Below are 24,584 nucleotides of genomic sequence, written 5' to 3' on the forward strand. Positions count from 1 at the left end.
CCACCCCTAGTTAAAATAATTGTGGCGTTCTTCCTTCATAGCCGAACAACATGAACGACAATGGCTGAAGTGAAAACAATATGCTATGTCCACGACCGTGATACGGAATAGGGTCGCTGCAATAAGTAACAATCCCGCCGTCTTGAGCAGGCTCATGCTCTTCGTCGCTGCTGTGAATGAGCAAGCTGTACGAACCCGGCTCAGGAACGCCAATCCGATATTCGTCATAGCGGTTGCGCGAGAAATTACAGACGACAACGGCGATCTCATCGGCGTCCCGCCCCCGCCGCTCAAAGCAGATGACGCTCTGGTCGGCGTTATGTACATCGATCCAGCGGAAGCCGTCCGCTTCCGTATCCCGTTCCCATAATGCCGGAGTCGAACGATAGACGCCGTTCAGCGTACGTACGTAACGATGAATGCCTTGATGCATAGGGTAATCGAGCAGCATCCAATCGAGCTGTTCAAGATCTTTCCACTCGTCGAACTGCCCATACTCGCCGCCCATAAACAGCAGCTTCTTGCCGGGGTGCGTCATCCAGTAGCCATAGAACAATTTAAGCTGAGCAAATTTTTCTTCATAAGTTCCGGGCATTTTGTTCAAGAGTGAGCGTTTGCCATGAACGACTTCGTCGTGAGATAGAGGAAGAACATAATTCTCTGAGAATGCGTAAAGAAGTGAGAACGTGATGAGGTTGTGATGATATTTACGCTTAGCTGGGTCCAGCTGCATATAGCGCAGCATATCGTTCATCCAGCCCATATTCCATTTGAAGTTGAATCCGAGTCCACCGAGGTAGGTAGGTGATGTGACTGCTGGCTGAGCTGAGGAATCTTCGGCAATCATAAGTGTCTCGGGATAGTAGTGAAATACGACTTCGTTCAGCGTCCGCAGGAAACGGAGCGCATCTAAATCTTCTTTGCCGCCATAGGGGTTGAGCGTGCAAAGCTCCGGGGGTTTATCCATATGAAGATCAATCATGTGGGCAACGGCATCCACTCGAAGACCATCGATATGATAAACATCCAGCCAGAATAATGCGTTCGATATTAAAAATCCGACGACCTCGCTGCGACCGAAATCGAAGGACAACGTCCCCCACTGCGGCTTGTCGGCTTTGCGCCAATTCGGGCCTTCGTAGAGCGGTGATCCGTCGAACTCTCGGAGCCCATGATCGTCACGACAGAAATGGCCAGGAACCCAATCTATAATGACGCCTAATCCTTGCTGATGGCACCGGTCAATGAAATGCATAAGCTGCTTAGGCGTGCCGTAACGACTTGTGGCGGCATAGAAACCGGTTATTTGATACCCCCAAGACCGATCAAACGGATGCTCGGCAAGCGGGAGAAGCTCGATATGGGTATACCCCATCGACAATGCGTAGTCAACTAATTCATCGGCTAATTCACTGTAAGAGAGGAACAGCTCCTTGCCGTGGATCTTCCAGGAGCCGGCATGCACTTCGTAAATGAGGAGCGGTCGATCGAAGAAGCATCGCTTATTCGCCATCCAAGCCGAGTCGCCCCATTCATAACCGTCCAAGTCGGTTACAATTGAAGCTGTATTCGGTCTAAGCTCGCAGCTGAATGCGTAAGGATCGGATTTAAGCAGCTTACGCCCATCCGACGTCATAATCTCGTACTTATAGGCTGCGCCTTCTTGAAGCCCTGGAATGAATCCGGCCCATACACCCGTACTGCCAATCGGCTCGAGCTCATAGCCTGTGCCATCCCAACCGTTGAAGTCGCCGGCGACCTTTACAGCGGAGGCGTTAGGCGCCCATACAACAAAGCGAACGCCTGACTTTCGTTTCCATTTCATTCGGTGGGCACCGAATGTCCGATAGCTTCGATACAGCGCACCTTCGTTGAATAGATAAACATCATGCATAGTGAGTCCATAAGGCGGCGTGACTGTTCTCGGCAATGTAACACCTCCTGTCAGCAGACCGTCTAATAGAGTGAGTCAATCTAGTTGATTTACTTTATTATACAAAGGTGAATGAAAAATTGAAACCCCATTTTCAATTTTTATGAAAACTTATTCTACACGATCATTACACAAATCTCACAAATATCTGACATAGTTCTAACTCTTTACGCTAGAATGTTGTCCATTAATGCGGTTAATATAATAATGCTTCGAACACAGACCTTTGCTAACGACCGTTCGAGAGCAGTTCGTCCACGCGCACTGCTTTGGAGCTTGAGCCGTTCTAGTCTTCACCGTCTCTGGATTGCCATGACGGCGCATGCGCTGATGGTGCATGGAGCAAAGACCTTTCGCTTTGACAGGTCTCGTACAATCGTTCACATCACATATATTAGAGTTCATGGTGCGCTTCCTCCTGCTGCTTCGAGCCCTAATGCTTTTCGACAAGCAAATACTATAATAACGAGAATTATCGCTTGGATAAAGCACGGTAATTGTCCAAGCGGACATCGCAGCACCTGTCATCATTCGAATACGCGCTTTTTCGTCCGAATGATGCGAACGGATTTAATTTTTTAAAGAAAACATTTACTTTCCCTAAAGGTTAGAACGATCTTATCAGAATTAGGGAAAATAGCTAGCAAAGAACATTGTCCACCTGCTTTGATGGCTACTATACTAGTTATAGATCATTTACTTGTGAGAGAGGAATGGTAGGATATATTTCGTCACATCTTTCACGTAATGGAACAGCCTCTCGCCGTCGTTCGACGCCATGGCCGTTCCTTCACTATTCTCGAAGCCAATCCATCGTTTATCCGATTAACCGGATATGAACAGGACAAATTGATTCATACACCATTTCGACAATTATTTCCTAAATTATCGGATCGTCGTAAATCAACTATTCTGACGGAAGGGATTACCGAAACGACGCTCGAGACCGGCTCAGGCAGCCAAAAGACGGTCGAGCTTGATGTGAAAGCGATCAACATACACGACGAGAACGGTCAAGCAACATATCTGATTAATGCCAAGGATATGAGTGCCGAGAAATGGTTAGAACAACAATCTAGAAGCGGTAAAGCTCTATATGTCGGCATATGTGACCAGCAATACCGAATTCGGATGTTTAACACCCTTGTTCCGCATACGATGACCAGCGGCATCCCAGCAATAAATCAATCCATATTCAACTATATAGATCCTTACGAGCATGCAGAGCTTCAAGCGCAGCTGCTGCACTGCAGCCAAAACCATTATCCGCGTGACATTACTCTGCGGACGATCAAGTTCGACGAGAAGAGCGAAATGGAATTGCGTGCAACGTGGTGCGTCTTTTTCGATGGCTTCGGTAGTATCTCTCAATATGCTTTCTCAGTATGGGATGTGAGGGAACCCGGCGAATCTGAACAGTCCAGCATGAGGCTCAAAATTTGGATGGCCAAAAGAGACATCTCTGCTAGCCAGCTGTCTATCGCAACCGGCATTTCCATGCAGACGATATCTAAGCTTCGCAACGGCAAAATTAAAAAGCCCCAGCGGCTTACTGCCGAGCTGATCGCTTCCGAATTGAACGTTGATGTACACACGCTCTGGCCTGAGCTTGGCAAACGGTAATTCCGAATTATTATATTCGTCCCGTCGATTGTTATATATATGTTCCCGTTTGATTATTGTAAAATAATTATAACATAAGCAAAGGGGCTGAGCATTTGGCATCGACTAAATTATCCAAAATATTATATGGCGGTGACTATAATCCGGAGCAATGGGACCGAAGTGTGTGGCCAGAAGACATGAGGATGATTCGGCTTGCCGGCATGAACATTGCGACAGTGAACGTATTTTCCTGGGCGATGCTGCAGCCCAATGAACTTACATACGATTTCTCTACGCTAGATGAAATTATGGATATGCTGCATGCCAACGGCATATATGCCTGTCTTGCTACAAGTACAGGCGCTCATCCAGCATGGATGGCACGCAAGTATCCTGAAATTCTGCGTACGGACTTTGAAGGACGCAAACGAAAATTCGGCGGGCGCCACAATTCATGTCCTAACAGTTTCGTATATCGCACCTATTCGACTAGACTTGCTGGCAAAATAGCCGAGCGGTACAAGGATCACCCCGCTCTCCTTCTTTGGCATATTTCAAATGAGTTCGGAGGGGAATGCTACTGCGACAATTGCGCGGCAGCATTTCGCAGCTGGCTGCGCAATAAGTATGGCACGCTCGATAAGCTGAATGAGCAATGGAATACGCGATTCTGGGGCCACACCTTCTACGATTGGGAAGAGATTGTGCCCCCGAATATGCTCAGCGAGCAATGGTCCAGCCGCCACACCTGCTTTCAAGGCATTTCACTCGACTATGCTCGTTTCAATTCGGACAGCATGCTTGAATGTTATAAGCTGGAGTACGAGGAACTGAAGAAGCATACGCCCGACATTCCCGTCACGACGAATCTGATGGGTGCATACAAGCCGCTAGATTACTTTAAATGGGCGAAGCATATGGATGTCATCTCTTGGGACAACTACCCTTCTGCCGATACTCCATACAGCTATACCGCAATGATGCACGACCTGATGCGAGGTCTGAAGGATGGACAACCGTTCCTGTTGATGGAGCAGACACCTAGCCAGCAGAACTGGCAGCCGTACAACTCGCTTAAACGTCCTGGCGTCATGGCGTTGTGGAGCTATCAAGCCATTGCGCATGGCGCAGACAGCGTCATGTTCTTCCAACTGCGGCGCTCTGTCGGTGCATGCGAGAAATATCACGGCGCGCTCATTGAGCATGTAGGCCACGAGCATACGCGCGTTTTCCGTGAATGCGCCCAGCTTGGCGGTGAGCTTGCCCGATTAGGCGACAAGCTGCTCGACTCTCGTATCGACGCGAAGGTCGGTATTATTTTTGATTGGGATAACTGGTGGGCAATCGAATATTCGAGTGGTCCGAGTATCGCGCTTCAATATACCGACGAGGTTCACAAGTACTATGATGCGCTGTATCAGCACAACATAGCGGTCGACATGGTTGGTCTTGATGCCGACTTTAGCCAGTATGACGTACTCATCGCACCGGTTCTGTATATGGTCAAGCCTGGTATCGCCAAGCGGCTAGAGCAATTTACAGCCAATGGAGGCACGTTCATCACGACATTTTTCAGCGGAATTGTGAATGAGAACGATATCGTCACGCTAGGCGGATACCCTGGCGAACTGCGCAAGCTGCTCGGCATTTGGGTCGAAGAAATCGACGCTCTATTCCCGGATCAGAAGAACCGAATCGTCATGAACCGTCCGTTAGGGTCGCTGACAGGTGAATACGAGTGCGGGCTGTTATGCGATTTGCTACATAGCGAAGGCGCAGAGGTGTATGCAAGCTACGGTGACGATTTCTATAAAGGTATGCCTGTTCTTACCCGCAATCGATTCGGACAAGGCGATGCCTGGTACGTAGCTACCAGTCCGGAAGCCTCCTTCCTGCAAAGCTTGCTGGGCTCAATCTGTGCCGAACGTGGAATACTGCCAATTCTTCAACCTCAAGCAGGCATCGAAGCGACACGTCGTATCAAAAACGGTCAAGCGTACGTCTTTGTCCTGAACCATAATGCCGAAGAGCAGACGATTGAGCTTGGCTCCGTCAAGGGCATGGAGCTGCTAACGGACTCACACATCGAAGGACAGGCCGTTATTGCCGCTCGAGGCGTGCTAATTATTGAAGAACAATAGCTCCTCTCCCACCAGCTCCTAACAATCAACAAGGCTCTCCCATTACGTCATCTACATGACCCCGGGAGAGCCTCTTGCTCATACCTTACATATTCCGATTATTATGCTTTAACGTTCTCATTATGGCGTCCAACCGTTCCCTTCGCTGCTGAGCTGCCTCTCTGCCCCAGATACGCAGGCTTGCTTCCGAGCAGCACCCAGATACCTGGAACATAACGGAACAGCAAATGAGAGACTAAGAAAGATAAGAGCAGCGCGGCAGCGAAGCCTCCCCAAATCCACATCACATACTCAGAGACGAATGGAGATATGCTGCCACCGTACTTCCGGTAAATAGCCAATACCATTGGATGGATAAGATAGATGGCGAACGACAGCTGGCCGATTACCGCAAGCAGTTTAATTAGCTTGTTATCCGCGAACAGCCGATACAGCTGGAATGCCACAAACAATAAGAAATAAGCAGACAACAGCGTATGCACATTCCACAGCAGCTCGAACAAAAGCGTGTTGAAGCGGGTATGATGCAGCCGGGACATGTACCAGATCATCACATGAAGAATCGCAACCGCAAGCCAGCTTAACGACAATACAACCGTTGACACGCGATGGATCGTCTTCATTTGCTTCCAGCTAGATGTGAGCCATCCTCGCAGTTTATCGAAATAAATAGCCGTAAATGCACCAAGCATATAATAAGACAAATACGTGATCGATAAGCTGCCTTTCGGAATGTACCACTTGAAATGATATTCGTGATTAAGCAGTACATAGGTCCATTGCAGAGCAAGACCGACCGGGAACGCCCATAATGCTGCACCTTTTACTTTCTTTAATAAAATGAGGAACAGTGGAAACAACAAATAAAACTGCATGTTAATAAATACAAAATATAAGTGGGTGTGCATAGAGCCTGTAGACAGCTTCTTCACGAATCTTGCCCACTCTTCATCCCAACTGAGCCAATTCCAGCCATTCATTCCTTTGTTAAAAAACAAATAAGCGATGGAAATGAGCAAGTATGGAATAATAATATATAACGTTCTCTTCCGATAGAAGCGGGCAATTAACGATCCCGTATCTGGACGGTTATAGTAATTATAAAATAGAACGAAGCTGCTCAGAAAAATAAAGCACGGTGTACCAAATTTGAAAAATATATTCATCGTATTAAAAATAGGGAAGTACTTCGAATGAATACCGTCGACTGCCGCCGCTGTCGAGGACGAATGCACGCTGATTACGCCGCAAATGGCAAAAAATCGGAACAAATCAAGCTGCGGAAGCTTGTCCGGCCGTTTCAGCGCTTCTCCCTCTCTCATGGAATCCCTCCTAAATCTGCAAAGATAAATATAAACAAGTTATTGCCAAATCAATGCTTAATATAGACGCACGGAATGTTTGTAAAGTTTCATTATACAAAAATAAGCTTGCTGTCTAATATTATAGACAACAAGCTTATTAAAAGCTATCTATTTACGCTTGCAACGCTTCTAAATAAATACAGCTCGTTTCGCTCCAAGCTTCTCCTGGCTGAAGCGTTACAAGACCTTTCGTCTCATTTGGCAGGTCTACGTTCGGTGCGTCGACCATATTAATTTGCGGCTCAGGGCAGAAATAACCGTGCTCTGCTCCGTTATTCCACACCATCCATTGTTTATATTTCAACCCTGCATCATAGACAAGCTTCACGCCGATTCGATGATCGACAACCTCGCAGAAATTACGGCCATCAACTGGCGCTGCGGAGTAATGGTTGTCAAGCGCTTCCGCATATGGCCAGCCGCCTTCCGGACGCTTCATCGCCGCTTCCGCTTCGCTCATCGGAATAGTGCGACCCGTAGGCAGCATACGGTGATCAAGCTCCCATCGCTCGCCTGTCGTTATGCGGACGGTTACATCCTCTCGCTTACCGCCCTGTGCGAAAGGTGCATTGAATGCCGTATGGAAGCCGAGCATACAAGGCAGCACCTTGTCACCCTTGTTCGTCACGGTGCTCGTCTGTGTCAAGCCGTTCTTCGACAACGAGTAACGAAGGCGCAGCTCGAACCGATGCGGCAGCTGCTTAAAGATCGGATCGTTCTCATCGACTTCATATTTCACGACAACGTAACTCTCTTGTTCGTTCGTTCCGTGCTCTTCCACTTCCCACTCGTTATCGGTAAAGAAGCCGTGCAGGTGGTTGCCCGTCTCTTCCTCATTGACCGGCAGATTATATTGAATGCCTGCAACCTCGAATTTGCCATCCTTGTACCGATTCGGTGGGAACAATACCGGGATACCGTATACAGCCGGCGATTCAAGGAATTGCTCCATCTCCGACTCCGCAGGCTCGCGCAAAATGCGATAGCCTGCTTCCGTATCGCGGAATGCAATCAAATTCGCCCCGACGCCTGGCAGCAGCGCTGCTTCGTATTTGTCGAACCGCAGCCATAATGCTTTCTGACCGTTAAATGAACCGAACAACGTCTCATTTGCCATATCTTGTCCAACCCCTAACGCGTTATGAATGCGAATAAATGGAATACACCACTTTGTTCACTTTATCCATTATACGAACAGTTAAGCAGCAAGAGCAAACGATTTCCTTCGAATTTGGACCGAAAGTTAACAAGCAACTCGCTTGGAAGGAACCTTTCGCGTTTAATAAACGTTTTCTTTCACATAGAAAATATTTGATGGGAGGAGAATTACGATGCTAATCAAGATAATTTCGGCAGCCGCAGCTGCCGCTATTACCGTCATCACCGTTTGCAGTTATTCGATTTCTATTGACGAGCCAAAGCCAATTACAGCAGAACAACGAACCGAGCTAATAGAAGGCATCGATCCAGCCATTGTCCAAGCATCCAACCAATTTGGCATGCGGCTGCACGAACAGCTTGTGAAAAAAAAGCCGGGCCATAACGTGTTCCTGTCCCCGATTAGCATCTCAACCGCATTCGCGATGGCAGCGAGCGGCAGTGCAGGAAACACGCAGAAAGAAATGCTCGATGTGCTGGGATGGGACGGCAAGACGGTCGACCAGATCAACACCGGTTATCGCAAGCTTACAGAGCTCCTAACTCAGTCTGGCTCGGGCGTTAAGCTTCATACGGCTAACTCTGTGTGGGCTGACAAGAGGACCACCCTTCTCGCTTCATTCACCGACTCGCTGCAAAAATATTATTCGGCCGACCCTAAGCAAGTCGATTTCTCCGATTCAGAAGGGACAGCCGATCAAATCAACAGCTGGGTATCGAAGCATACGAACTCAATGATTAAGAAGCTGATCCAAGCCGATTCTATTCAGACCGATACGAGGCTAATGCTGATTAACGCCATTTATTTCGACGGGAAATGGAAGGATCCATTCAACAGAAAGAAAACAGCAGACGCCCCATTCTATTTGAGCGATGGGAGCAGCGTAACCGTTCCGTTCATGCAGCAATCTGGGAACTATGAATACAAGAGAACAGATCTTTACGAAGCCATTCGGATACCTTACGGAGAAGGCCAGATGGCGATGACCATCATTCTACCGACCAACGATCAACAACTCAACGACATCCTGCCATTACTCTGGAATGGCGAGCTAACCGTAAGTGAGCGGTGGACGCAGCTGAACGGCTCAATCCATCTGCCGAAGTTCAAGCTGGACGATTCGACCAAGCTGAACGAAGCGCTGCAATCGCTCGGTATGAAGCTGCCGTTCGACGAAATGATGGCCGATCTATCAGGCATGACCGGAAACCGCAACCTTGTCATTTCGGACGTCCGGCATAAAAGTGTAATCGAAGTGGATGAGGAGGGAACGAAGGCTGCTGCGGTCACTTCTATAGAAGCGGCAACGACTTCACTTCCGCCTGATGAACCTTTCAATATGAATATCAACCGACCGTTCTACTTCATCATCGAAGATTTGCAATCCGGCGTTCATTTGTTTGTCGGGTCGTTATACAATCCCATATAGATATAGAGAGCTTGTACACCATTTCGTTCAACAAATCAGCTTTTGCCCGAATACGAGAAATGGCGGTGCCAGAGCTTGCTGCCTTGACACCGCCAATCTATATTATGGAGTTATTCGATTTATTAGGATTGAATCTCGTTCCAGAACGTCACTTCATCGACCGTCAGCCGCACAGAGGCGTGAGCCGGAACAGCTGCTTTGCCTACGGCAATTAGCATAACCGTCTCATATCGTTCCGGAATGTTGAACATTTGGTTGAATTGCTCCTTGTTAAAGCCGCCCATCGGAACCGTATCGTACCCGTGTGCTTTCGCCGCCAGCATGAACTGCATCGAGATGAGTCCGGCATCTACCAAGCCGATCTGCTTTGCGATCTCAGCATCTCGATACGGAGACCCGTCTCCCGTAATACGACCGACCATACGTTCCTTCGTCTCCGAGTCCATAAACTTAACCTCAACCGCTCGGCTGTAAATCGTATCGGCATTGCGGTACGATTCTTTGTCCGCCAGAACAGCGATGACATGCGAAGCATCTACCACCTGCTGCTGATTGAATGCAATCGGAAGTAGCTTCTCCTTCAAGCTCTGATCGTCAATAACGAGGAAACGCCAAGGCTGCAGATTGCTTGAGGATGGCGCCAGCGTCGCTTCTTGCAAAATTTGAATCAACTCTTCGCGTGGAATACGAAAGGTTGGATCATATTTGCGAACAGAGTGACGCTCGCGGATCACCGTTTGAAAATCAGGGCTCGACACTTGATTTGTTGTACTCATCGTAAGCTCCCTCCACTATCTGTGTAAATTTAAGCACAGTTAAGAACAAAAAATTAAAGCATCATAACTGTTCATATTTAACCACAGTATACGCGAGTCTTAAAGAAATTGTCAATATCCCTTCAGACCGAATCTCTCCGTTCTAACTAAAAGCTTGATCCACATATTCCGCAACAGTATGCTTCGACAATACATCGAGCATACTTTCCTCCAGTTCGGCTGCAAGACCATCAAATGCAGCCTTCATCTTCAAGCCGAAAGGATGGTTGCCTGCCGCGTCCCCAATCGCCCTGCACATCTCCGTGCCAATATATAGAGCCGTATAAATCTCTGACAACTTAATGCTGCTGGCCGGACGTGAGAGCCGATATCCGCCATCGCGTCCTTCGCGAGTTTCAATGAGCCCCGCTCGCGCGAGCTGTGCCATAATCTTGCGCATTAGCGACGCCTCCGACTGCAGCTTCTCAGCCAGTATACAGCTCGGACAGTTCTGTTCGTTATTCGCTAGGACGACCATCGCCTGCACCGCAAGCCCGAAAGTACGAAAGCTCGGTGGACAGCTGCTCCGTGTTGTATTCATTTGCCGTCCCTCCATGCCGCGTTCTCATCATCATTCCTTACCCAATACTATAGCGCATTCGCCTACTCTTGACTAGTGCAATACGTAACCGTTACGAATTGAATCGTTCTTATCGTTAGTCCATTAGCCCAAGCGTCTTCGCATTACGTCCCCAATGCGGCTGTCTGCCGTCAACATCTTTAACTCCGTATTCCTCCGACAAGTCCCAGCTTGTGAGCACCCTGTCGTTCTTGTTGTGTCGCTCCCAACCGTCTGTAATCTCAACAAATAAACCGCTGCGCCTTGCAGCCATAATCGGTGCGGTATAATAGCTCGTAATCATATGGGATTGTACAGCTTGGTTCTGCAAGCGGAGTCCGTCTGCAAGCGAATGCTCCCAGAACCTTAGGCTCAAGTCAACAAGCGGATCGCCTCCCCAAGCATCATTCACTAGGATGTCCAGACGGCCCGATTGCTCCTGTATAATTTGATTGAACAATGCCTCTACTTCCGCTTCATTCGGTATGGTCGGTTTGAACGGCAAAGCCGAGGCCGCCAGCAGACGTAACGAGCTCTAATGATAGCGGATTAATTATTTTCTCACCACTACCTGATCATGTCTAGATTCAATGCCGGAAATAATCACTCTCCCCTTCTCCTAACTGTCGCAAACCAAGCATAAAACCTGAACATTCCACCATAAAGTTATAATACGCCTCCCTTAATCGACGATCGGTGGCGCAAGAAGGAGGAACCACCATGAAAACAGAGCCTGTGAGGAAATCCTTAAAGGACACGGATGCTAATGCGGATCTATGGGCAGACCGTTTGGAGTTTACTCTCCCTTCCGCTTGGTGGAACCGTCCGAAACCAAATGCATGGGCCGGTCTGTTCGTCCATTCCGGCAATGTAGTGCTCGGTACAACAATTGGATTGCCGAACACATTCCGATTCGTTACACAGCCGATTCCTGCAAGCACAGCCCCATCTCCCGATGCCCGAATCGTCTCCCTCCAATCCGTCATCGAACGGTTAGACGATAGCCAAACGGATGATAAAGCAGATAATTTCGAGCCTAGACATGATACTGGCGGTTCATACGCGATGGACAGCTTAGAATTATTTCAAGCAGACATCACTACGCTTCCTTACGAAGACGGCAAATTCGATGTCGTATTCGGGCTTTCCGTTCTCCATCGTCTAGCAATTGAAGAAGCGCAAATGGCACTCGATGAGTTTCGCCGCGTGCTCCGGACTGGAGGACTTCTCGTCCTCACCTTCGATGACAGCTTCACCGATTTCCCATCATTTGCACGAATCGTTAGAGCATGCGGCTATTCCTTCGCTGGTGAGTTCGATTCGTATGAAACGCACGAAGCACGAACCAATAATGCAAGAGGAAGACTCTACGCTTTTCGCGCCGAAGAAACCCACCATCTTGCCAATTGATTTGAAAGTATGTAAAAACAAGACCGTTCCCACACAAGAGGAGAAGGAACGGTCTTTCGTATTATTGCTCCTGTATAACGACCATAACGACGAATACATTACGGACAGCGTCCCGGCTTTTTCTTCTTAGGTAGATTACCGCTCTCTCCATGCAGATCTGCGCCGAACTGCTCGACACGAGAAGGCGAGGCGGCCGGTCCATCGTTGCGAGGCTTATTGTTTCGCCCTGTCATACCATCACCTCCGATGGCATTAGGATGAGCTAACGCTCCGGCAGCCATGCATGCCAAGCTGTGCCTCCTAATGGCCGTGCCGACTCATCGATCTGGAGCCTTGTCCACCGAAATCACAACTCCAGTAAGTCTGTAATATCGAATCGCAATACGCTCATCAAGCTGTAGTGTACTTACTGAATCCGTAAATTTCAAGTTCATCCGAAACGTTCGCAGAAGCTCGCTTCCTTCGGGCCGAACTCTGAGACGGTAGCCGTTGAATAGATCTTTGCGTTCAATTAGTACCCCTTCGATAGTGATTCGATTATTTCCGAACAGATCTATACACACTATAATAGCTAAAACGAAAATGACGAGTACGCTTAAAAACAGCACGAACCTGATGAACGACGGCGTATTCAGCTGCGCAGCCGCTGTCCATGATCCAATACCAGCCATCATCATGACACACGCTCGAATCAGCAGTGCAACTAATGATTTATGTCCGTTGTCTTGCATAATCCCCTCCTTCAATTCCCGGGAAATGTGACGGTACGCAGCAGCCCTCATGCATTAAATAATAGTTAGGTCCCGGTAATCATTCCGTCCGATTATGCTGGAATTACTCCATTCGTGTATCCGATCAATTTATGTTGAAAAAATTTATCCCCATAAACCGCTGGATCATCTATTTATCGGTTGCGTCAATGCTGTCCGTTAGCATTACTTCCGATTTGATCGTTGAGATAATCCGTTCATTTCTCGTTAGGCAGAGAGTGTATTGTTGCAACTAGAGGGTTAGAATTGCGCTTATATTTCCTTGTATGTAGCATGATTCGATCGGAACTTTGGAATTCCAATCAAGTTTCAAGTTAAAGAATTGAAGTGACTCAACGAGACGAAGATAGTCCGTTATTTGATGAGCGGTGATATACCGGGTTGGGTATGTCTGCTGCTCATAATCCTATTCCTTATATCGTTAATTTTCAGTCTATTCCATGGGCAGTTCAATGCTCCAAGGCCCTTCGAACGTCTCGACATGATCTCCGTAATGGACGACATCCCAGCTGGTGAATACAAGCCTCATCTGTTTCGTATCGACAGTAGAAGGATTAAAGGTAAGCGTTCCAGTAATTACTCCGTCAATATTTTCACTTTGCTCAAGACTAAGAGCGGTCTCAGCCTCGCTCATATCATCGTTGCGGACAAGCGATACATGGAATCCAAGCGGCGCTGCCTGCTTAGTGTGGATCTCAAGCTTCACGACAGTCTCGTGTTCCGTCAGTTCAATCTGTTTCACATAGATCGTGCTCTTCTCCGCTAGCTGATCGCTCGGAATCGTAATCTTTCCACTGCCGTCAATCGTCCGCACCAGCATCTTCTCATTCGAATCCTCGACGACAAACGTTTGTCCGCCCCCACTAGTCCGTACAACACCCAGATCGATTTCGCCCATCTCAACCCGATATCGTCCCGCTCTACCTGTCTGCTTCCACTCCGCTGTCGTGTTGAGCGATTTGCCAGGCTCAAGCGTCAGATCGACAAGCGCCGGCACCGGTATTTCTTCCATCTCCTCCGTATCGCTCGCAGCAGGCCCGACACGAAGCTTTGGCTCATTGACGATATGAAGCTCCGTATCCCACTCATTCGTTAGCTTAATCCGGAACAAAATCGTCTCACCCGTCTTGTATTCCTGATATTCAGGCTCGATTTCAAATAAGACATACTGTGGAGCCGGCCCTCCATGCTGAGTCAAATTCACCTGCTTAGAGACGCTTGACCATATCCCTGACTCGACCGCTTCATACCGTTGGTCTTCGGATGCGGAATCTTCATCTTGCAGTAACAGGCTCGGCTTTGTTTTATGTTCTGTATTCTGTTCACCTGTTGTAAAGCGCAACGAGCAGCTGGAGACAATAAGCATGATAACAAATAAAGACACTATTAACAGTATGCTTCTCATCTCTATCTCCCCCCTACTTACCCATACACAATTTTCCTATCGTTCAATCTCTATTCGCTCTTTAAGAAATCAATGGTTCAATATCTCTCATCTACCGGACGGTTTCTGTCCTGGCGGGAAGACATAAGCAAATCCTTGATGGCCCGACTCTCACCGTCGCCCAGCTTCACATATTTGGACTTACCTTCCATCACAACTTCGATATAATCGCGATTCATCAGCCATAGATCATAAAGTAAGCGGCTCTTCAGCCCGAACCGTTTCGATTTTAAAGTCAGGCTCGCGTTCCATCTGAACCTTGGCAGCCTGCCAATTCGCTTGTTTAAGAATGTGTTGAACCCGCTTCACATCATACGGCTGATCGATGATGCCATAGACCGCATATCGCTCGCCTGCCCGCTTCAGAAGCTGGAACTCAAGGTCATGATGCTCATAGCGGATCATTACATTCCGATCCGACTGATCTGCCGGCTCGTATTTACTGAATATTGCGATTAGACAAAAGCAAATGACAAATATAATGACAAGCACACCCGTACCTAAGCCCTTAGCCAATATAGAAGCCCCCTTTAATTGGTGTCTTTCCTTTATATAGCATCGCATATTTCAAGACGGATTAAACCGTTCGGATGTTGCTCGCATTAACAATTTTGAACAGACCATTGTCGGGTTAATACTCATGAACTCGTAAATCGGAACGAAGCCGAGAGACAAATTCGATAACATCCAAAAGGGTTGTGACCGTTCTTCAGCAAACGATCACAACCCTTGTTCGAATGATGACTTTATTTCGAAGAGTGACTCTCATTATATTTTCTAACCATTTCGTACTTGTTGGCTGCTTCAGGAGAAGCTAGGTAGGCTTCAGTTTCTAATGACAATGAAAAAAATGTAGAAAAATTAGAAAATAAGATATATCCCCGTTGCTCATCAAAGTTAAGTCTATTGGATTAATTGGAATTATGATACATATATAACATCGTAAGTTCCTTATAAACGTTATCGAGGTGGTGTTACTTTCTATCCAAAAGAACTCTATCAACCATATATAGCTTGCGTTTGTTTATAATCGAACTTAATGAGTAGGTAATATAATCCATAGTGTAATAATCTGTAATATCCTAGCGAGCGTTCGTGCGGCCTGATCATCCTTCAAGCTGAACGCCCGATATCGTGTAACTGGACTCTTCGACTAGTTGTAACGTTTCTACATCGAGCGAATAAATGGACACGTAGGTCAATCCATCGGCATTGTTATAGGACCTCGTCTCATACTGACCTGCTCCGAGGCTTACCATTCGAGAGGAGAGTAATAATTGACTTGTGACTCCCCCTTGTCGCAAACGAATGGTCAGCGGTTCAATTCTACCGTCAGCTACGATGTAAAGGTGCACTTCTTCAAGACTCGATGTGGCATATTGAGAGAGGACGAGCACATCCGGACTGCTTCCATCTACATCTGAGACCACATAATTCATCTGACGATTCATATTAAACTGGGCTTGCTCAGCGCCGGTACTGAATGGAATACGATCAACGGTTGTATCGCCGCCATCCGCTGTAAGCGTCAGATCATATTTTCCAGTATATAAAATATCGCCTTCATCAGCACCGGCAAATGTATCATCCTTGCTAACCGTAATCTGTGATTCTGTTACTGGCATTACGAACAGCTCGTATGTGCTTCCTTCCTCATCTAACAGTGAATAGTGGAAGCGACTCAAAAGCTCCATATTTTCTATGAACGTCCTGTTCTTACTATCCGACTCGTCGGTGATCACGGGCTTCTCAGATGGGGCATCTTCGATCATTTCCGTGGATGAAACATTTTTGATGATCTCCTGGTTAGCTTCATCCGTTGTCGATGACGCATTGAACAGCAGCATGCTCCCATCAGCTCCCGCTCCGTTCATAAACTGATAGACAACGTCGTTCTTGATCGAGTACTTATGTATATCTGATTCGAAATCTAGCTCAGTCGAATCGCCAATAAAGCCGAAATCTTGCAAAACCTCCGATCTTCGTTCGACTGGCAAATTCGGATTCGTAATTTCAACGACGATTCCCATCGCCAATAAATAATCGATCATAGACTTAACATCCCCATTCGAATAGAACAGAGAGATTTTTCTTACGGTTTGATCCGCTTGATTAACGGTTAGCAGTAATCCGATAGAACCGGAGAACACATAAGAGGCCGTATCTTGCAATTCACCCTGATGGACGTTAAGCTCATGAATTTGTAATGTTTCGTTATTATTTTTTTGCACGAGTGCATTGAATTGCTTGCGAAATTGCTCAACTGAAATTCCGAGTGAGCCCGGTATTGGAGCACTGCTTTGAGGTTCACTGTCCGTCTGATCCATTGCTTTCGTACTGACTTGCGATGCTGTTTGTCTGTCATTATTGCTTCTAATCTCGTTAACCTTCGTATACACGAAATAAACAAGTCCGGCATTTACAACTACGAGTAAAATAACTAAACAAGCAATACCAAATTTCTTCATTACTTACGCCTTCTTCCATTGAGTCTAAGGTGTAATAAATAACGCGACTGCACAATCGTTCTTCGAAACTTTATGCGGTTCGAGTAGAATCTGCCCATTCAATAGTAATCGGAACGTTACGTCAACTTGTTTAGTCTAATCCATTACCTGTACGGATCAATTTCATATTGGATTCGATGCCTCGCAGAATCGTCAGCAGTCGAAGTCGATAGGAGGGACGCTGTTGCCAGCACTTGGCTGGCGAAGCTCATTGGAGAATATCATGCAGTGACGAGAGATGATCTATGACCGCGAGCGGCTCCACCCCCCGCTTCACCATATCGCTTATAGACACCTGGTAACCAACGAAAGGAATGCCCGCATCGATGGAGCCGCGGCCGTCAATCCAAGAGTCACCAACTGACAGCCAACTGTCTGCCGCTATTCCCGTCCTCTTCACGATTTCCTGAAACCCGGACGGCGACGGCTTCATCTCCTGCATGCTTTCCCGTCCGACGATCTGCGCGAAATAGTGAGCGATGCGATTGCGTTGAAGCGCTTCAAGCGCGGCATCCTCTGCGTTGTTCGTCACAACGGTAAGCACATAGTGACCAGAGAGCTTCGACAGCAGCTGCTCCGCTCCCGGCTCCAGCTCTGCATTCTGCATCCCGGTTATCTCATGATGCCTGGCAATAAGCATCGACTTATCATATTGCGCTTTGTCCATTCCGATGCGACGAGCTTGCTCCACGAGCATTGAGGTAGTCCATGATGCGAGCGGCAGGTCCGGTTCAGCAAGGCCTAGGTTAAGCAAAAAGTCGTATACCTCACGTTTCATCGCAGCAAAATCGATACGGGATTGCACGAGCGTGTTGTCCATATCAAAAATGATCCCGCGAACGCTGCGTCTGCTGTTAGCGCTTATCACGACCCGTTCCCCCTATCAATCGGATATATAATCGGTGTCATATAGAATCCACTCCTATAAGATCATTATTTGTTCTCGCTCCATCGTCAGCTATTACCAATGTAGAACGGATATTCGAATCAAGCAACCATAAAAACAGCTAATCGCAACATCTTGCGATTAGCTGTCTGAATAAACCTTTAAGCCTCGCCAACGACCGTGAATCGACGATTCTCATGCTTCGGATGCTCGATCTCATCAACGATCGCAATCGCATAGTCGGCGTAGCTAATATAGCTCTGCCCCTGCGAGTTGATAAGCAGCATATCTTGACCTGCCGTGTAGGCGGCGGTCCGACGGCCTGCCGGATCGAAGAAAGCAGATGGACTAACGAACGTCCAGCGAATGTCCTTCGCTTGCTCTAGCTCGAACAGATTTTGCCCTTGATTACGCGCTGTAGCCAAGTATGGCTCCGGGAACTCCGGCGTATCGTACAGACGAGTGGTCCTCGCCTCATCCACATACAAGCTTCCCGCTCCGCCAACAACGAGCAGCCGCGTGTTCGGCGCGCCTTTCATCGCTTCGATCAAGACACGACCTGCTTCAACATGCTGCTTCTCCTGACCTAGCGTTGCCCCGAATGCGTTAACGACAGCATCGAATGCAGCAAGATCGCTCGCCTGTAACTGGAATATATCCTTCTCCAAGACATGAACCGCTGACTGCGGCAGCTTCGATCGGTCACGAACGACAGCCGTTACCTCATGTCCGCGCTCCAACGCCTCCTTCACAATAGCTTGACCTGCTTTACCCGTGGCTCCGATGACGGCAATTTTCATGTTCATTCTCCTTCGACTTCGCAAGCTGTAAGCTAACTTCTACTTCGCCATACTCAAATTTAAATTTACGCTTTGCTCCATCCGTACTTCCTCCGGCAGCTTCTTTGAGGCGCTTGGCACTTGACGAGGCTCATGGTCAATCGCTTCAGATGAGAAAATGCCTATGCTTACCTGTCCTCCATATACAAAGGCGCGAATAAGAATCGGCTGGCTGTACCGGTTCTTGAACACAAAGTCCGGCCCGTGCCAGCTCACAGTCGCATCGCGTCCGGGCGGTACATACGGCACGTTACGGCTATGTGAGTACCGCTGCACGATTTGTAAGCCCGCCCGATCTACTGCATTGAACAAGGTGGAGGAGATTTGGCATATACCTCCCCCAATTCCTTCGGAGACTTCACCTCGTACGATGATCGGAGCGCGCATATATCCTTTGTCCGTTGAGCGCTGCCCAACGACACCGTTGAACGAGAAGGTCTCTCCAGGAAAGACGACATAATTGTTAATCGCTTTCGCTGCAAGAGCAATATTCGTGGAGCGGTTCTTGTTCCGGCTATTAAAGTAAGTCGTATAATAACCGATCTGCTTTTCTTTAATCATCATCAACAATTCACTGTCGACTCGCGGGTAAATCGTAATCTGCGGCAGCTCAGTTCGCGTCGGCCCCCCTTCGATTAGATACCCGTATAGCTGTTCTGCTAATTTCTGACGGTCGAGCCGATATCCGACCTTCTCCTGTATAACTCTTCCGCCTGCATCGAGAGCTGCATTCACAAAGGGGCTATTCGTCTTCTTCTCCAGCGAATCCATCAGCTTCTCTACCTTCTGCTCATCCACAACGGGCAAGCCGGGAATATTGGCCATATATTCACTTCGATTTATGGCAGTAACCGGTTGGCCGTGCAGCTCGATCGTCAGCGGCGTATTACTAGGCGTTAGCGGATAAATAAACAGCAGACCGCACAAGCCCAGCGAACGAAAACCTTTGAACATGCGTTGTACGACCTCCTAATTTGATCATCGCTAATTTGCCTTAAAATACTGCACGTTATGCTTGTTAGCCGTGTCCAATCCGCCAATACTTTGGAAGCATAAGATCACATAAAGGCGAAATGAGTGGAACACAATAAGCTGCAGAGCTTATGAGCTAACCATCTATATCCGTTCAATAAGGCAGGTGAATGAACGGCATGCATGCTATTTACCGCGGCTATGCTGCCCTTATGCTGATGACAGTCCTCTGGCTGCTATGGTCTGGACCCAGCTCACAAGCCAGCGCAGCTAAGCCTGTGGAGCTGATCCAACTAACTTTCATCGTTCATGTAGACGATACAGCCGATATGTCCAGCTGGCTTACGATTAACAGTCCGACATTAACCCGTGAGATCAAGCATGCGAGATGGCAAACGTATACCGCTCAACCGGTGCTTTATCCCGATCTTGAAGTGGAGTTGTCGCAAGGCGTCCATCATGCAACATATCGACTGAGTGAGGATGGACGGCTGTGGAATGCCGCGAATCAGCAGCTGCTAGAGCTTCCCGTTAAGACCGCGAACACAATGAAAGCTTTAGCGCAGACGGTTCGAGGCCAATATTACGGCCGAAAACTCCCTTGGGATGAAGTGAGACGTCTCATTCCGAACAAAAGTATTTTTACTGTGACGGATTTGCAGACGGGACTTCGATTCCGCGTCCAGAGACGGGCGGGTTCAGATCATGCCGATGTTCAACCGGTCACCAAAGCGGATACGCGGATTATGAAGCAAATTTTTAACGGAGAATGGTCATGGAACCGCCGCGCAATACTTGTTCGAACGGACATGGACTGGATCGCGGCTTCAATGAACGGAATGCCGCACGGCGGTGACGGAATTCCTGATAATGATTTCTCCGGCCACTTCTGCATTCATTTCTATTTAAGTACGACCCACAAGTCCGATACGCCAGATCTAGCCCATCAGCTTATGGTGCACAAGGCGTCCGGAGAGCTTCAATCTTATTTGGACGACGCCGATCCGCTCCTCATCGCCAGAAGCTATATCGAAGCACTGAACCATCGGGATCGGGCCATAGTCCATCAAATTACATTGGGTATGCAGGAAGATCAGTTTAACAATGCCCTGACCCGAATGGACGCATTAGATTCTATACGGGACACAACGAATCGCCGTCGTAATCATTCAGCAACATCCGGCGGCAAGAGTAATGAATGGAACAACCAATTAACAGCAGAGGTTCAGCTGCCAGTCGCATATCGGATGAAGGGCGGAGCACAGCACAACACGATGTTTCATTTCACGTTCAATCGCCCTTCTACTTCCGCACCTTGGCGGCTAGTACGCATCGATACGGATTCCAGCCGCAATGTGAACAATCCACAATGAATTGTTCGCATTGCGGCTTCTTAACATACACTATGAAGCGAAAAGACATAAAATCTCTAGCATACTATATAAGATACATATAAACAACTTAAAATTTAATGAGTGTTTCCTTAGAATTTGCTGGATTCTGCAAGCAGCTTCGGCGAATATAGGCGCGGGGCTTGATATGTTCAAGTTAATCGACATCTCATTATAGTTATCTTGCCAATATCTGATTATTTATCTCGTTCTTTTCTAGCTTTTATAATACAAGCATGCCAACGAAACGTAATCAAAGGGAGAGATAACAAAATGAAACAAGGACTGAAAACGAAGATCGCACTTGCGTTGATGGCCGTGAGCCTTCCTGCTGCCGCATTATTGAATGATGCCAGCTATGCCGCATCTGCCTCATCCCTGGACGCGAAACGTGAGAAGGTTGTTCAAACCGCCCTTTCTCTTAAAAATAAAGTTCAATATGTACACTGGTCCCAGCGTCAAGAGAATGTGGCTCCATATAAAACGGACTGCTCCGGCTACACATATCTCGTATATCGTCTTGCTAATGTAGGCGTTAAGCTTGTGAACCGCGACGATGATGATCAAGCGAAGGTCGGCCAAAGTGTGTCATGGGGCAACTTTAAGAAGGGCGATCTGATCTTCTTCTGGCTGAACCCGAACAACAAGAAAGATGTCGGCCATGTTGCGATCTATATGGGTAACGGAAAAATCATCCATAACGCCGGTACGAAGAACGACGTCATTATATCGAACCTGAACAGCAGCTACTGGAAATCGAGATTTATTAATGCACGCCGCGTCATTTATTAATCCACCGCACACCTCAGTGCACACCAATCATAAGCCACCCTGCACTCGATCTAGAGCTGCGGGGCGGCTTGCTTTGCATTACTATTACCTAACTAAGCTTAGATGACAACGATTTCCGGGGCATCACATTGACATTTCAAATGCTTCTTTACATGCTCATAGCTCGCCTTCATCCGCGCCCATTCCGCACTTCTGCGGCTAGCTTCACTCTTCACCGTCTCGCCAAGCGGCACAACCCGAAACACGCTGCGCGGACCGACGCGTGATATACGCACCCATGTCGGTATACATTCCACCTTCATGATCCGGATGGTCCCGTCGTCTTCCTTCCGAATACTCAGCCTAGTTATTAGCCCTGTCAACGTATGATCGTTACGATATAACCGGGTTGATATAAAGTTACCCAGCGAATAGATTGCAAACTTCTGTTTCGTCAACGAGTCTTTCGTCTGATAAAACAACGCAGGCTGTATGACGTGAGAGTGGGCTCCAAGAATAATGTCCGCCCCGCTTCGAAGCATAAGCTGCGTCAGCTGCTTCTGCCGCTCGATCGGCCACATGCTGTATTCCCGGCCGACATGTATACATACAATAACGAGATCGACCTTTTGTGCTTTCAGCTTTTTAATATCGCTTACGATTTTGTTCGGTTGAATAAGATTAACCGCCCAAGCTCGACCCTTGGGCACCGGTATCTTGTTCGTCGTCTTCGTGTATGCAAGTACACCAATACGGATTCCCTTCACCTCTTGGATGAGAAAACGGTGCGATTCCGCCTCCGTACGGTATGTCCCCGTATGCGCAATGCCGACGTTGTCCAGAACGTCGAGTGTTCGCTTTAAGCCTGCAATTCCGCAATCCATACAATGATTGTTCGCGGTTGATACGGCGTTAAAGCCTAAATTTTTCAGCGTGTCGGCGAACTGGTCCGGGCAGTTAAACATCGGCCAGCCGGTTCGCGGATTTCTTTTTACGATAGAATAGGTTTTTTCGAGCATCGCTTTGGTCGGGTTGCGCCCGGCTCCTGAGAACGTCGTCTCCAGGTTGCCGATCGTATAGTCCGCCTCCCGTAAGTATGGCGCTACCTGCTCAAATATTTTATCGAAGGAATATTGGTTACCTCCTGCAACCCGGGCAGAATTAATAATCCGCGTCTTCATCAGAAAATCTCCAACTGCGGCTATCGTAATGTCCGTGCTCATATGTCAACTCCGTTCTAAGCTTTTACAGGTCTAATGGAGATCTAACCTTCACCTGCAAGAGCGAGGGGCATAGGTCTATAGCTAGCATATGACCAACGGCGAACATCCGGTATCGGATAGACGCCTATCTTTTTCACCCATGTACAGCACGATCATAGATACCGCGCCTTTTGTCCACTTACAGCAAAAAGACATGCATACCTAAATGTCGCACAAATACGTTCACGATACGTATAAGGCTCCATCCCAGTTATGCATGCCTTCCTGCATCCATCAATAATTAACCTTTAACAACCTTCGTATATGTACTGTTCGTCGTGATATAGACGGTCTTTCCGTTCATTTTCACTTCATACCAATAGGAATTCACTTTGCGCACAAGCTCCGCCTTCTGGCCGAGCTGGAGACGGCCGACTGTCGAGCTGCTTGACTTCGCGCCCGCTTTCAACGATACCCAGCCTTTCTTCGTCATTACATATTGCTGTTGACTATTGCTCGAACTAGAGCCAGAGCTAGGCTTGGTCGTTTCTACTGGCGTCGTCGCAGCCGGAGGATTTACTGCCTCTTCGCTGCCTGTGCCTGCTGGAACCGTTCCAGTCCACTTCGGAACTTCCTTCTGCGGAGGGAGAACGTACTGCTTCGGAATTGTTGGCGCTTTCACGGTCTTGCCTGCCATACCGGTGAATGCTGCTTCAGGCAGCACGCGCTGAGCGGAGTGGAAGTTCTCGCCCCACCAATATTGCCATCCGTCGACTGTTCCGAGCGCTGTTGGGTTACCGTCTCCTCGCGTCCCGATAACGACAGGCTGTCCATCGCGGTTCGTCCCCATATAGATCGCGACATGCATAATGTGATCGGTTTCCTGGAAGGTAATAATATCGCCGATTTTAAGGTTTTCGACGCCCGTTAACTGCCATTTGCCGTTCACTTTCTTCTTGCCGACGCCAGCTACCTTCGTACCGACCGAATTGTAATTCGCCGAAGTGCCGGTAATGTTATACCCCATGTCGCCGTATACAAGCCGCGTAAAGCCGGAGCAATCCTCATAACCGTACTTGCCATATGCGTCTGTACCGTGACCATATATGAAGTAACCATTTTCCATATACCATATTGCTCGTTCCACAACCTCGTATGCAAGCGTCCCTCTCATGCTTACATACTTCGTACGAAAGTCTGCCACATTATATAGCTCATCCTTCACGTAACTATCCGCATTAATGTACTTGTTATACTTCGCCACAGCACTGGAAGTCGTATAGCTTGTTGCAGCGAATGCCATGCCCGAAGCGCTAAGCGATAACGCCAGTGTCAGTGCCACGATTTTCTTCTTCATACAACAACAACTCCTATCTGGGATGTACCA

General features: G+C 47.9%; 24 protein-coding genes. 6 read left to right on the forward strand and 18 right to left on the reverse strand.

The window, feature by feature from the left end:
* Positions 1-10: 10 nt before the first annotated feature.
* Positions 11-1,930, reverse strand: coding sequence for a 1,4-alpha-glucan branching protein GlgB (gene glgB, locus PXY01_RS03170; RefSeq protein WP_127567197.1), 1,920 nt, complete (start codon positions 1,928-1,930; stop codon positions 11-13).
* Positions 1,931-2,092: 162 nt separating this feature from the next.
* The gene (locus PXY01_RS03175; protein ID WP_127567199.1) at positions 2,093-2,338 is read right to left on the reverse strand and encodes a hypothetical protein; all 246 of its coding nucleotides are present in this window, start codon (positions 2,336-2,338) and stop codon (positions 2,093-2,095) included.
* A 330-nt stretch (positions 2,339-2,668) separates the two neighbouring features.
* Between PXY01_RS03175 and PXY01_RS03180 the strand changes: the two genes are divergently transcribed.
* Positions 2,669-3,556 (forward strand): helix-turn-helix domain-containing protein, encoded by an 888-nt coding sequence (locus PXY01_RS03180; RefSeq protein ID WP_262385088.1) that lies wholly within the window; start codon positions 2,669-2,671, stop codon positions 3,554-3,556.
* A 95-nt stretch (positions 3,557-3,651) separates the two neighbouring features.
* Positions 3,652-5,679 (forward strand): beta-galactosidase, encoded by a 2,028-nt coding sequence (locus tag PXY01_RS03185; RefSeq protein ID WP_127567204.1) that lies wholly within the window; start codon positions 3,652-3,654, stop codon positions 5,677-5,679.
* A gap of 101 nt (positions 5,680-5,780) precedes the next feature.
* Here PXY01_RS03185 and PXY01_RS03190 read toward each other — a convergent pair whose 3' ends face one another.
* Together PXY01_RS03190 and PXY01_RS03195 are read right to left on the reverse strand one after the other, a co-directional pair.
* Positions 5,781-7,001, reverse strand: a complete 1,221-nt coding sequence (locus PXY01_RS03190; protein WP_127567206.1) for an acyltransferase — start codon at positions 6,999-7,001, stop codon at positions 5,781-5,783.
* A 154-nt stretch (positions 7,002-7,155) separates the two neighbouring features.
* Complete coding sequence (locus tag PXY01_RS03195) at positions 7,156-8,160, reverse strand: aldose 1-epimerase (protein WP_127567208.1); 1,005 nt, start codon at positions 8,158-8,160, stop codon at positions 7,156-7,158.
* A 214-nt stretch (positions 8,161-8,374) separates the two neighbouring features.
* Here PXY01_RS03195 and PXY01_RS03200 point away from each other — a divergent pair, with 214 nt between their 5' ends.
* Positions 8,375-9,631 (forward strand): serpin family protein, encoded by a 1,257-nt coding sequence (locus tag PXY01_RS03200; RefSeq protein ID WP_127567210.1) that lies wholly within the window; start codon positions 8,375-8,377, stop codon positions 9,629-9,631.
* Between the two features lie 122 nt (positions 9,632-9,753).
* Here the strand turns inward: PXY01_RS03200 and PXY01_RS03205 are convergent, their stop codons facing one another.
* The 3 genes from PXY01_RS03205 to PXY01_RS03215 form a co-directional block, all read right to left on the reverse strand.
* A complete protein-coding gene (locus PXY01_RS03205) occupies positions 9,754-10,407 on the reverse strand; it encodes a nitroreductase family protein (protein WP_127567212.1) in 654 nt (217 codons plus the stop codon).
* Positions 10,408-10,549: 142 nt separating this feature from the next.
* Positions 10,550-10,987, reverse strand: a complete 438-nt coding sequence (locus PXY01_RS03210) for an RrF2 family transcriptional regulator (protein ID WP_127567214.1) — start codon at positions 10,985-10,987, stop codon at positions 10,550-10,552.
* Positions 10,988-11,102: 115 nt separating this feature from the next.
* Positions 11,103-11,510 carry an SDR family oxidoreductase gene (locus tag PXY01_RS03215; RefSeq protein ID WP_127567216.1) on the reverse strand — a complete coding sequence of 136 codons (408 nt, stop codon included), beginning with the start codon at positions 11,508-11,510 and terminating at the stop codon, positions 11,103-11,105.
* A gap of 215 nt (positions 11,511-11,725) precedes the next feature.
* On the opposite strand from PXY01_RS03215, the gene PXY01_RS03220 reads away from it, so the two are divergent.
* A complete protein-coding gene (locus tag PXY01_RS03220; protein ID WP_127567218.1) occupies positions 11,726-12,415 on the forward strand; it encodes a class I SAM-dependent methyltransferase in 690 nt (229 codons plus the stop codon).
* 98 nt (positions 12,416-12,513) lie between these two features.
* Here the strand turns inward: PXY01_RS03220 and PXY01_RS03225 are convergent, their stop codons facing one another.
* From PXY01_RS03225 to PXY01_RS03260, 9 genes are all read right to left on the reverse strand, one after another.
* Positions 12,514-12,705: a hypothetical protein gene (locus PXY01_RS03225; RefSeq protein WP_127567220.1), complete on the reverse strand. Its 192-nt coding sequence runs from the start codon at positions 12,703-12,705 to the stop codon at positions 12,514-12,516.
* A gap of 27 nt (positions 12,706-12,732) precedes the next feature.
* Positions 12,733-13,146, reverse strand: a complete 414-nt coding sequence (locus PXY01_RS03230) for a hypothetical protein (RefSeq protein WP_127567222.1) — start codon at positions 13,144-13,146, stop codon at positions 12,733-12,735.
* Positions 13,147-13,618: 472 nt separating this feature from the next.
* Positions 13,619-14,590, reverse strand: coding sequence for a hypothetical protein (locus PXY01_RS03235; protein ID WP_127567224.1), 972 nt, complete (start codon positions 14,588-14,590; stop codon positions 13,619-13,621).
* Between the two features lie 77 nt (positions 14,591-14,667).
* Complete coding sequence (locus tag PXY01_RS22255) at positions 14,668-14,808, reverse strand: hypothetical protein (RefSeq protein WP_164744288.1); 141 nt, start codon at positions 14,806-14,808, stop codon at positions 14,668-14,670.
* Between the two features lie 10 nt (positions 14,809-14,818).
* Positions 14,819-15,145: a hypothetical protein gene (locus PXY01_RS03240; RefSeq protein ID WP_127567226.1), complete on the reverse strand. Its 327-nt coding sequence runs from the start codon at positions 15,143-15,145 to the stop codon at positions 14,819-14,821.
* Positions 15,146-15,735: 590 nt separating this feature from the next.
* Positions 15,736-17,097, reverse strand: coding sequence for a hypothetical protein (locus tag PXY01_RS03245; RefSeq protein ID WP_127567228.1), 1,362 nt, complete (start codon positions 17,095-17,097; stop codon positions 15,736-15,738).
* A gap of 247 nt (positions 17,098-17,344) precedes the next feature.
* Positions 17,345-18,004 (reverse strand): HAD family hydrolase, encoded by a 660-nt coding sequence (locus tag PXY01_RS03250; RefSeq protein ID WP_246027774.1) that lies wholly within the window; start codon positions 18,002-18,004, stop codon positions 17,345-17,347.
* Positions 18,005-18,183: 179 nt separating this feature from the next.
* Positions 18,184-18,822 carry an NAD(P)-dependent oxidoreductase gene (locus PXY01_RS03255; protein WP_127567230.1) on the reverse strand — a complete coding sequence of 213 codons (639 nt, stop codon included), beginning with the start codon at positions 18,820-18,822 and terminating at the stop codon, positions 18,184-18,186.
* Between the two features lie 39 nt (positions 18,823-18,861).
* On the reverse strand, positions 18,862-19,815 hold the full coding sequence (locus tag PXY01_RS03260) for a VanW family protein (protein ID WP_127567232.1): 954 nt from the start codon (positions 19,813-19,815) through the stop codon (positions 18,862-18,864).
* A 188-nt stretch (positions 19,816-20,003) separates the two neighbouring features.
* Between PXY01_RS03260 and PXY01_RS03265 the strand changes: the two genes are divergently transcribed.
* Complete coding sequence (locus tag PXY01_RS03265; RefSeq protein WP_127567234.1) at positions 20,004-21,206, forward strand: hypothetical protein; 1,203 nt, start codon at positions 20,004-20,006, stop codon at positions 21,204-21,206.
* A gap of 291 nt (positions 21,207-21,497) precedes the next feature.
* Complete coding sequence (locus PXY01_RS03270) at positions 21,498-22,016, forward strand: C40 family peptidase (protein ID WP_246027775.1); 519 nt, start codon at positions 21,498-21,500, stop codon at positions 22,014-22,016.
* Positions 22,017-22,114: 98 nt separating this feature from the next.
* Here the strand turns inward: PXY01_RS03270 and PXY01_RS03275 are convergent, their stop codons facing one another.
* A complete protein-coding gene (locus tag PXY01_RS03275) occupies positions 22,115-23,218 on the reverse strand; it encodes a CapA family protein (RefSeq protein ID WP_127567236.1) in 1,104 nt (367 codons plus the stop codon).
* A gap of 280 nt (positions 23,219-23,498) precedes the next feature.
* Complete coding sequence (locus PXY01_RS03280) at positions 23,499-24,554, reverse strand: NlpC/P60 family protein (RefSeq protein ID WP_246027776.1); 1,056 nt, start codon at positions 24,552-24,554, stop codon at positions 23,499-23,501.
* Between the last annotated feature and the right edge of the window lie 30 nt (positions 24,555-24,584).

It is taken from the genome of Paenibacillus xylaniclasticus, from assembly GCF_004001065.1.
GTDB lineage: Bacteria > Bacillota > Bacilli > Paenibacillales > Paenibacillaceae > Paenibacillus_T > Paenibacillus_T xylaniclasticus.

Bases quoted from the DNA above. Each gene is read 5' to 3' on its own strand.
- PXY01_RS03255 (WP_127567230.1), bottom strand. From the start codon at position 18,822: ATGAAAATTGCCGTCATCGGAGCCACGGGTAAAGCAGGTCAAGCTATT.
- PXY01_RS03275 (WP_127567236.1), bottom strand. From the start codon at position 23,218: ATGAGCACGGACATTACGATAGCCGCAGTTGGAGATTTTCTGATGAAG.
- PXY01_RS03265 (WP_127567234.1), top strand. From the start codon at position 20,004: ATGAACGGCATGCATGCTATTTACCGCGGCTATGCTGCCCTTATGCTG.
- PXY01_RS22255 (WP_164744288.1), bottom strand. From the start codon at position 14,808: ATGAATCGCGATTATATCGAAGTTGTGATGGAAGGTAAGTCCAAATAT.
- PXY01_RS03220 (WP_127567218.1), top strand. From the start codon at position 11,726: ATGAAAACAGAGCCTGTGAGGAAATCCTTAAAGGACACGGATGCTAAT.
- PXY01_RS03175 (WP_127567199.1), bottom strand. From the start codon at position 2,338: ATGAACTCTAATATATGTGATGTGAACGATTGTACGAGACCTGTCAAA.
- PXY01_RS03195 (WP_127567208.1), bottom strand. From the start codon at position 8,160: ATGGCAAATGAGACGTTGTTCGGTTCATTTAACGGTCAGAAAGCATTA.
- PXY01_RS03205 (WP_127567212.1), bottom strand. From the start codon at position 10,407: ATGAGTACAACAAATCAAGTGTCGAGCCCTGATTTTCAAACGGTGATC.
- PXY01_RS03230 (WP_127567222.1), bottom strand. From the start codon at position 13,146: ATGCAAGACAACGGACATAAATCATTAGTTGCACTGCTGATTCGAGCG.
- PXY01_RS03235 (WP_127567224.1), bottom strand. From the start codon at position 14,590: ATGAGAAGCATACTGTTAATAGTGTCTTTATTTGTTATCATGCTTATT.
- PXY01_RS03190 (WP_127567206.1), bottom strand. From the start codon at position 7,001: ATGAGAGAGGGAGAAGCGCTGAAACGGCCGGACAAGCTTCCGCAGCTT.
- PXY01_RS03270 (WP_246027775.1), top strand. From the start codon at position 21,498: ATGAAACAAGGACTGAAAACGAAGATCGCACTTGCGTTGATGGCCGTG.
- PXY01_RS03260 (WP_127567232.1), bottom strand. From the start codon at position 19,815: ATGTTCAAAGGTTTTCGTTCGCTGGGCTTGTGCGGTCTGCTGTTTATT.
- PXY01_RS03200 (WP_127567210.1), top strand. From the start codon at position 8,375: ATGCTAATCAAGATAATTTCGGCAGCCGCAGCTGCCGCTATTACCGTC.
- PXY01_RS03245 (WP_127567228.1), bottom strand. From the start codon at position 17,097: ATGAAGAAATTTGGTATTGCTTGTTTAGTTATTTTACTCGTAGTTGTA.
- PXY01_RS03280 (WP_246027776.1), bottom strand. From the start codon at position 24,554: ATGAAGAAGAAAATCGTGGCACTGACACTGGCGTTATCGCTTAGCGCT.
- PXY01_RS03210 (WP_127567214.1), bottom strand. From the start codon at position 10,987: ATGAATACAACACGGAGCAGCTGTCCACCGAGCTTTCGTACTTTCGGG.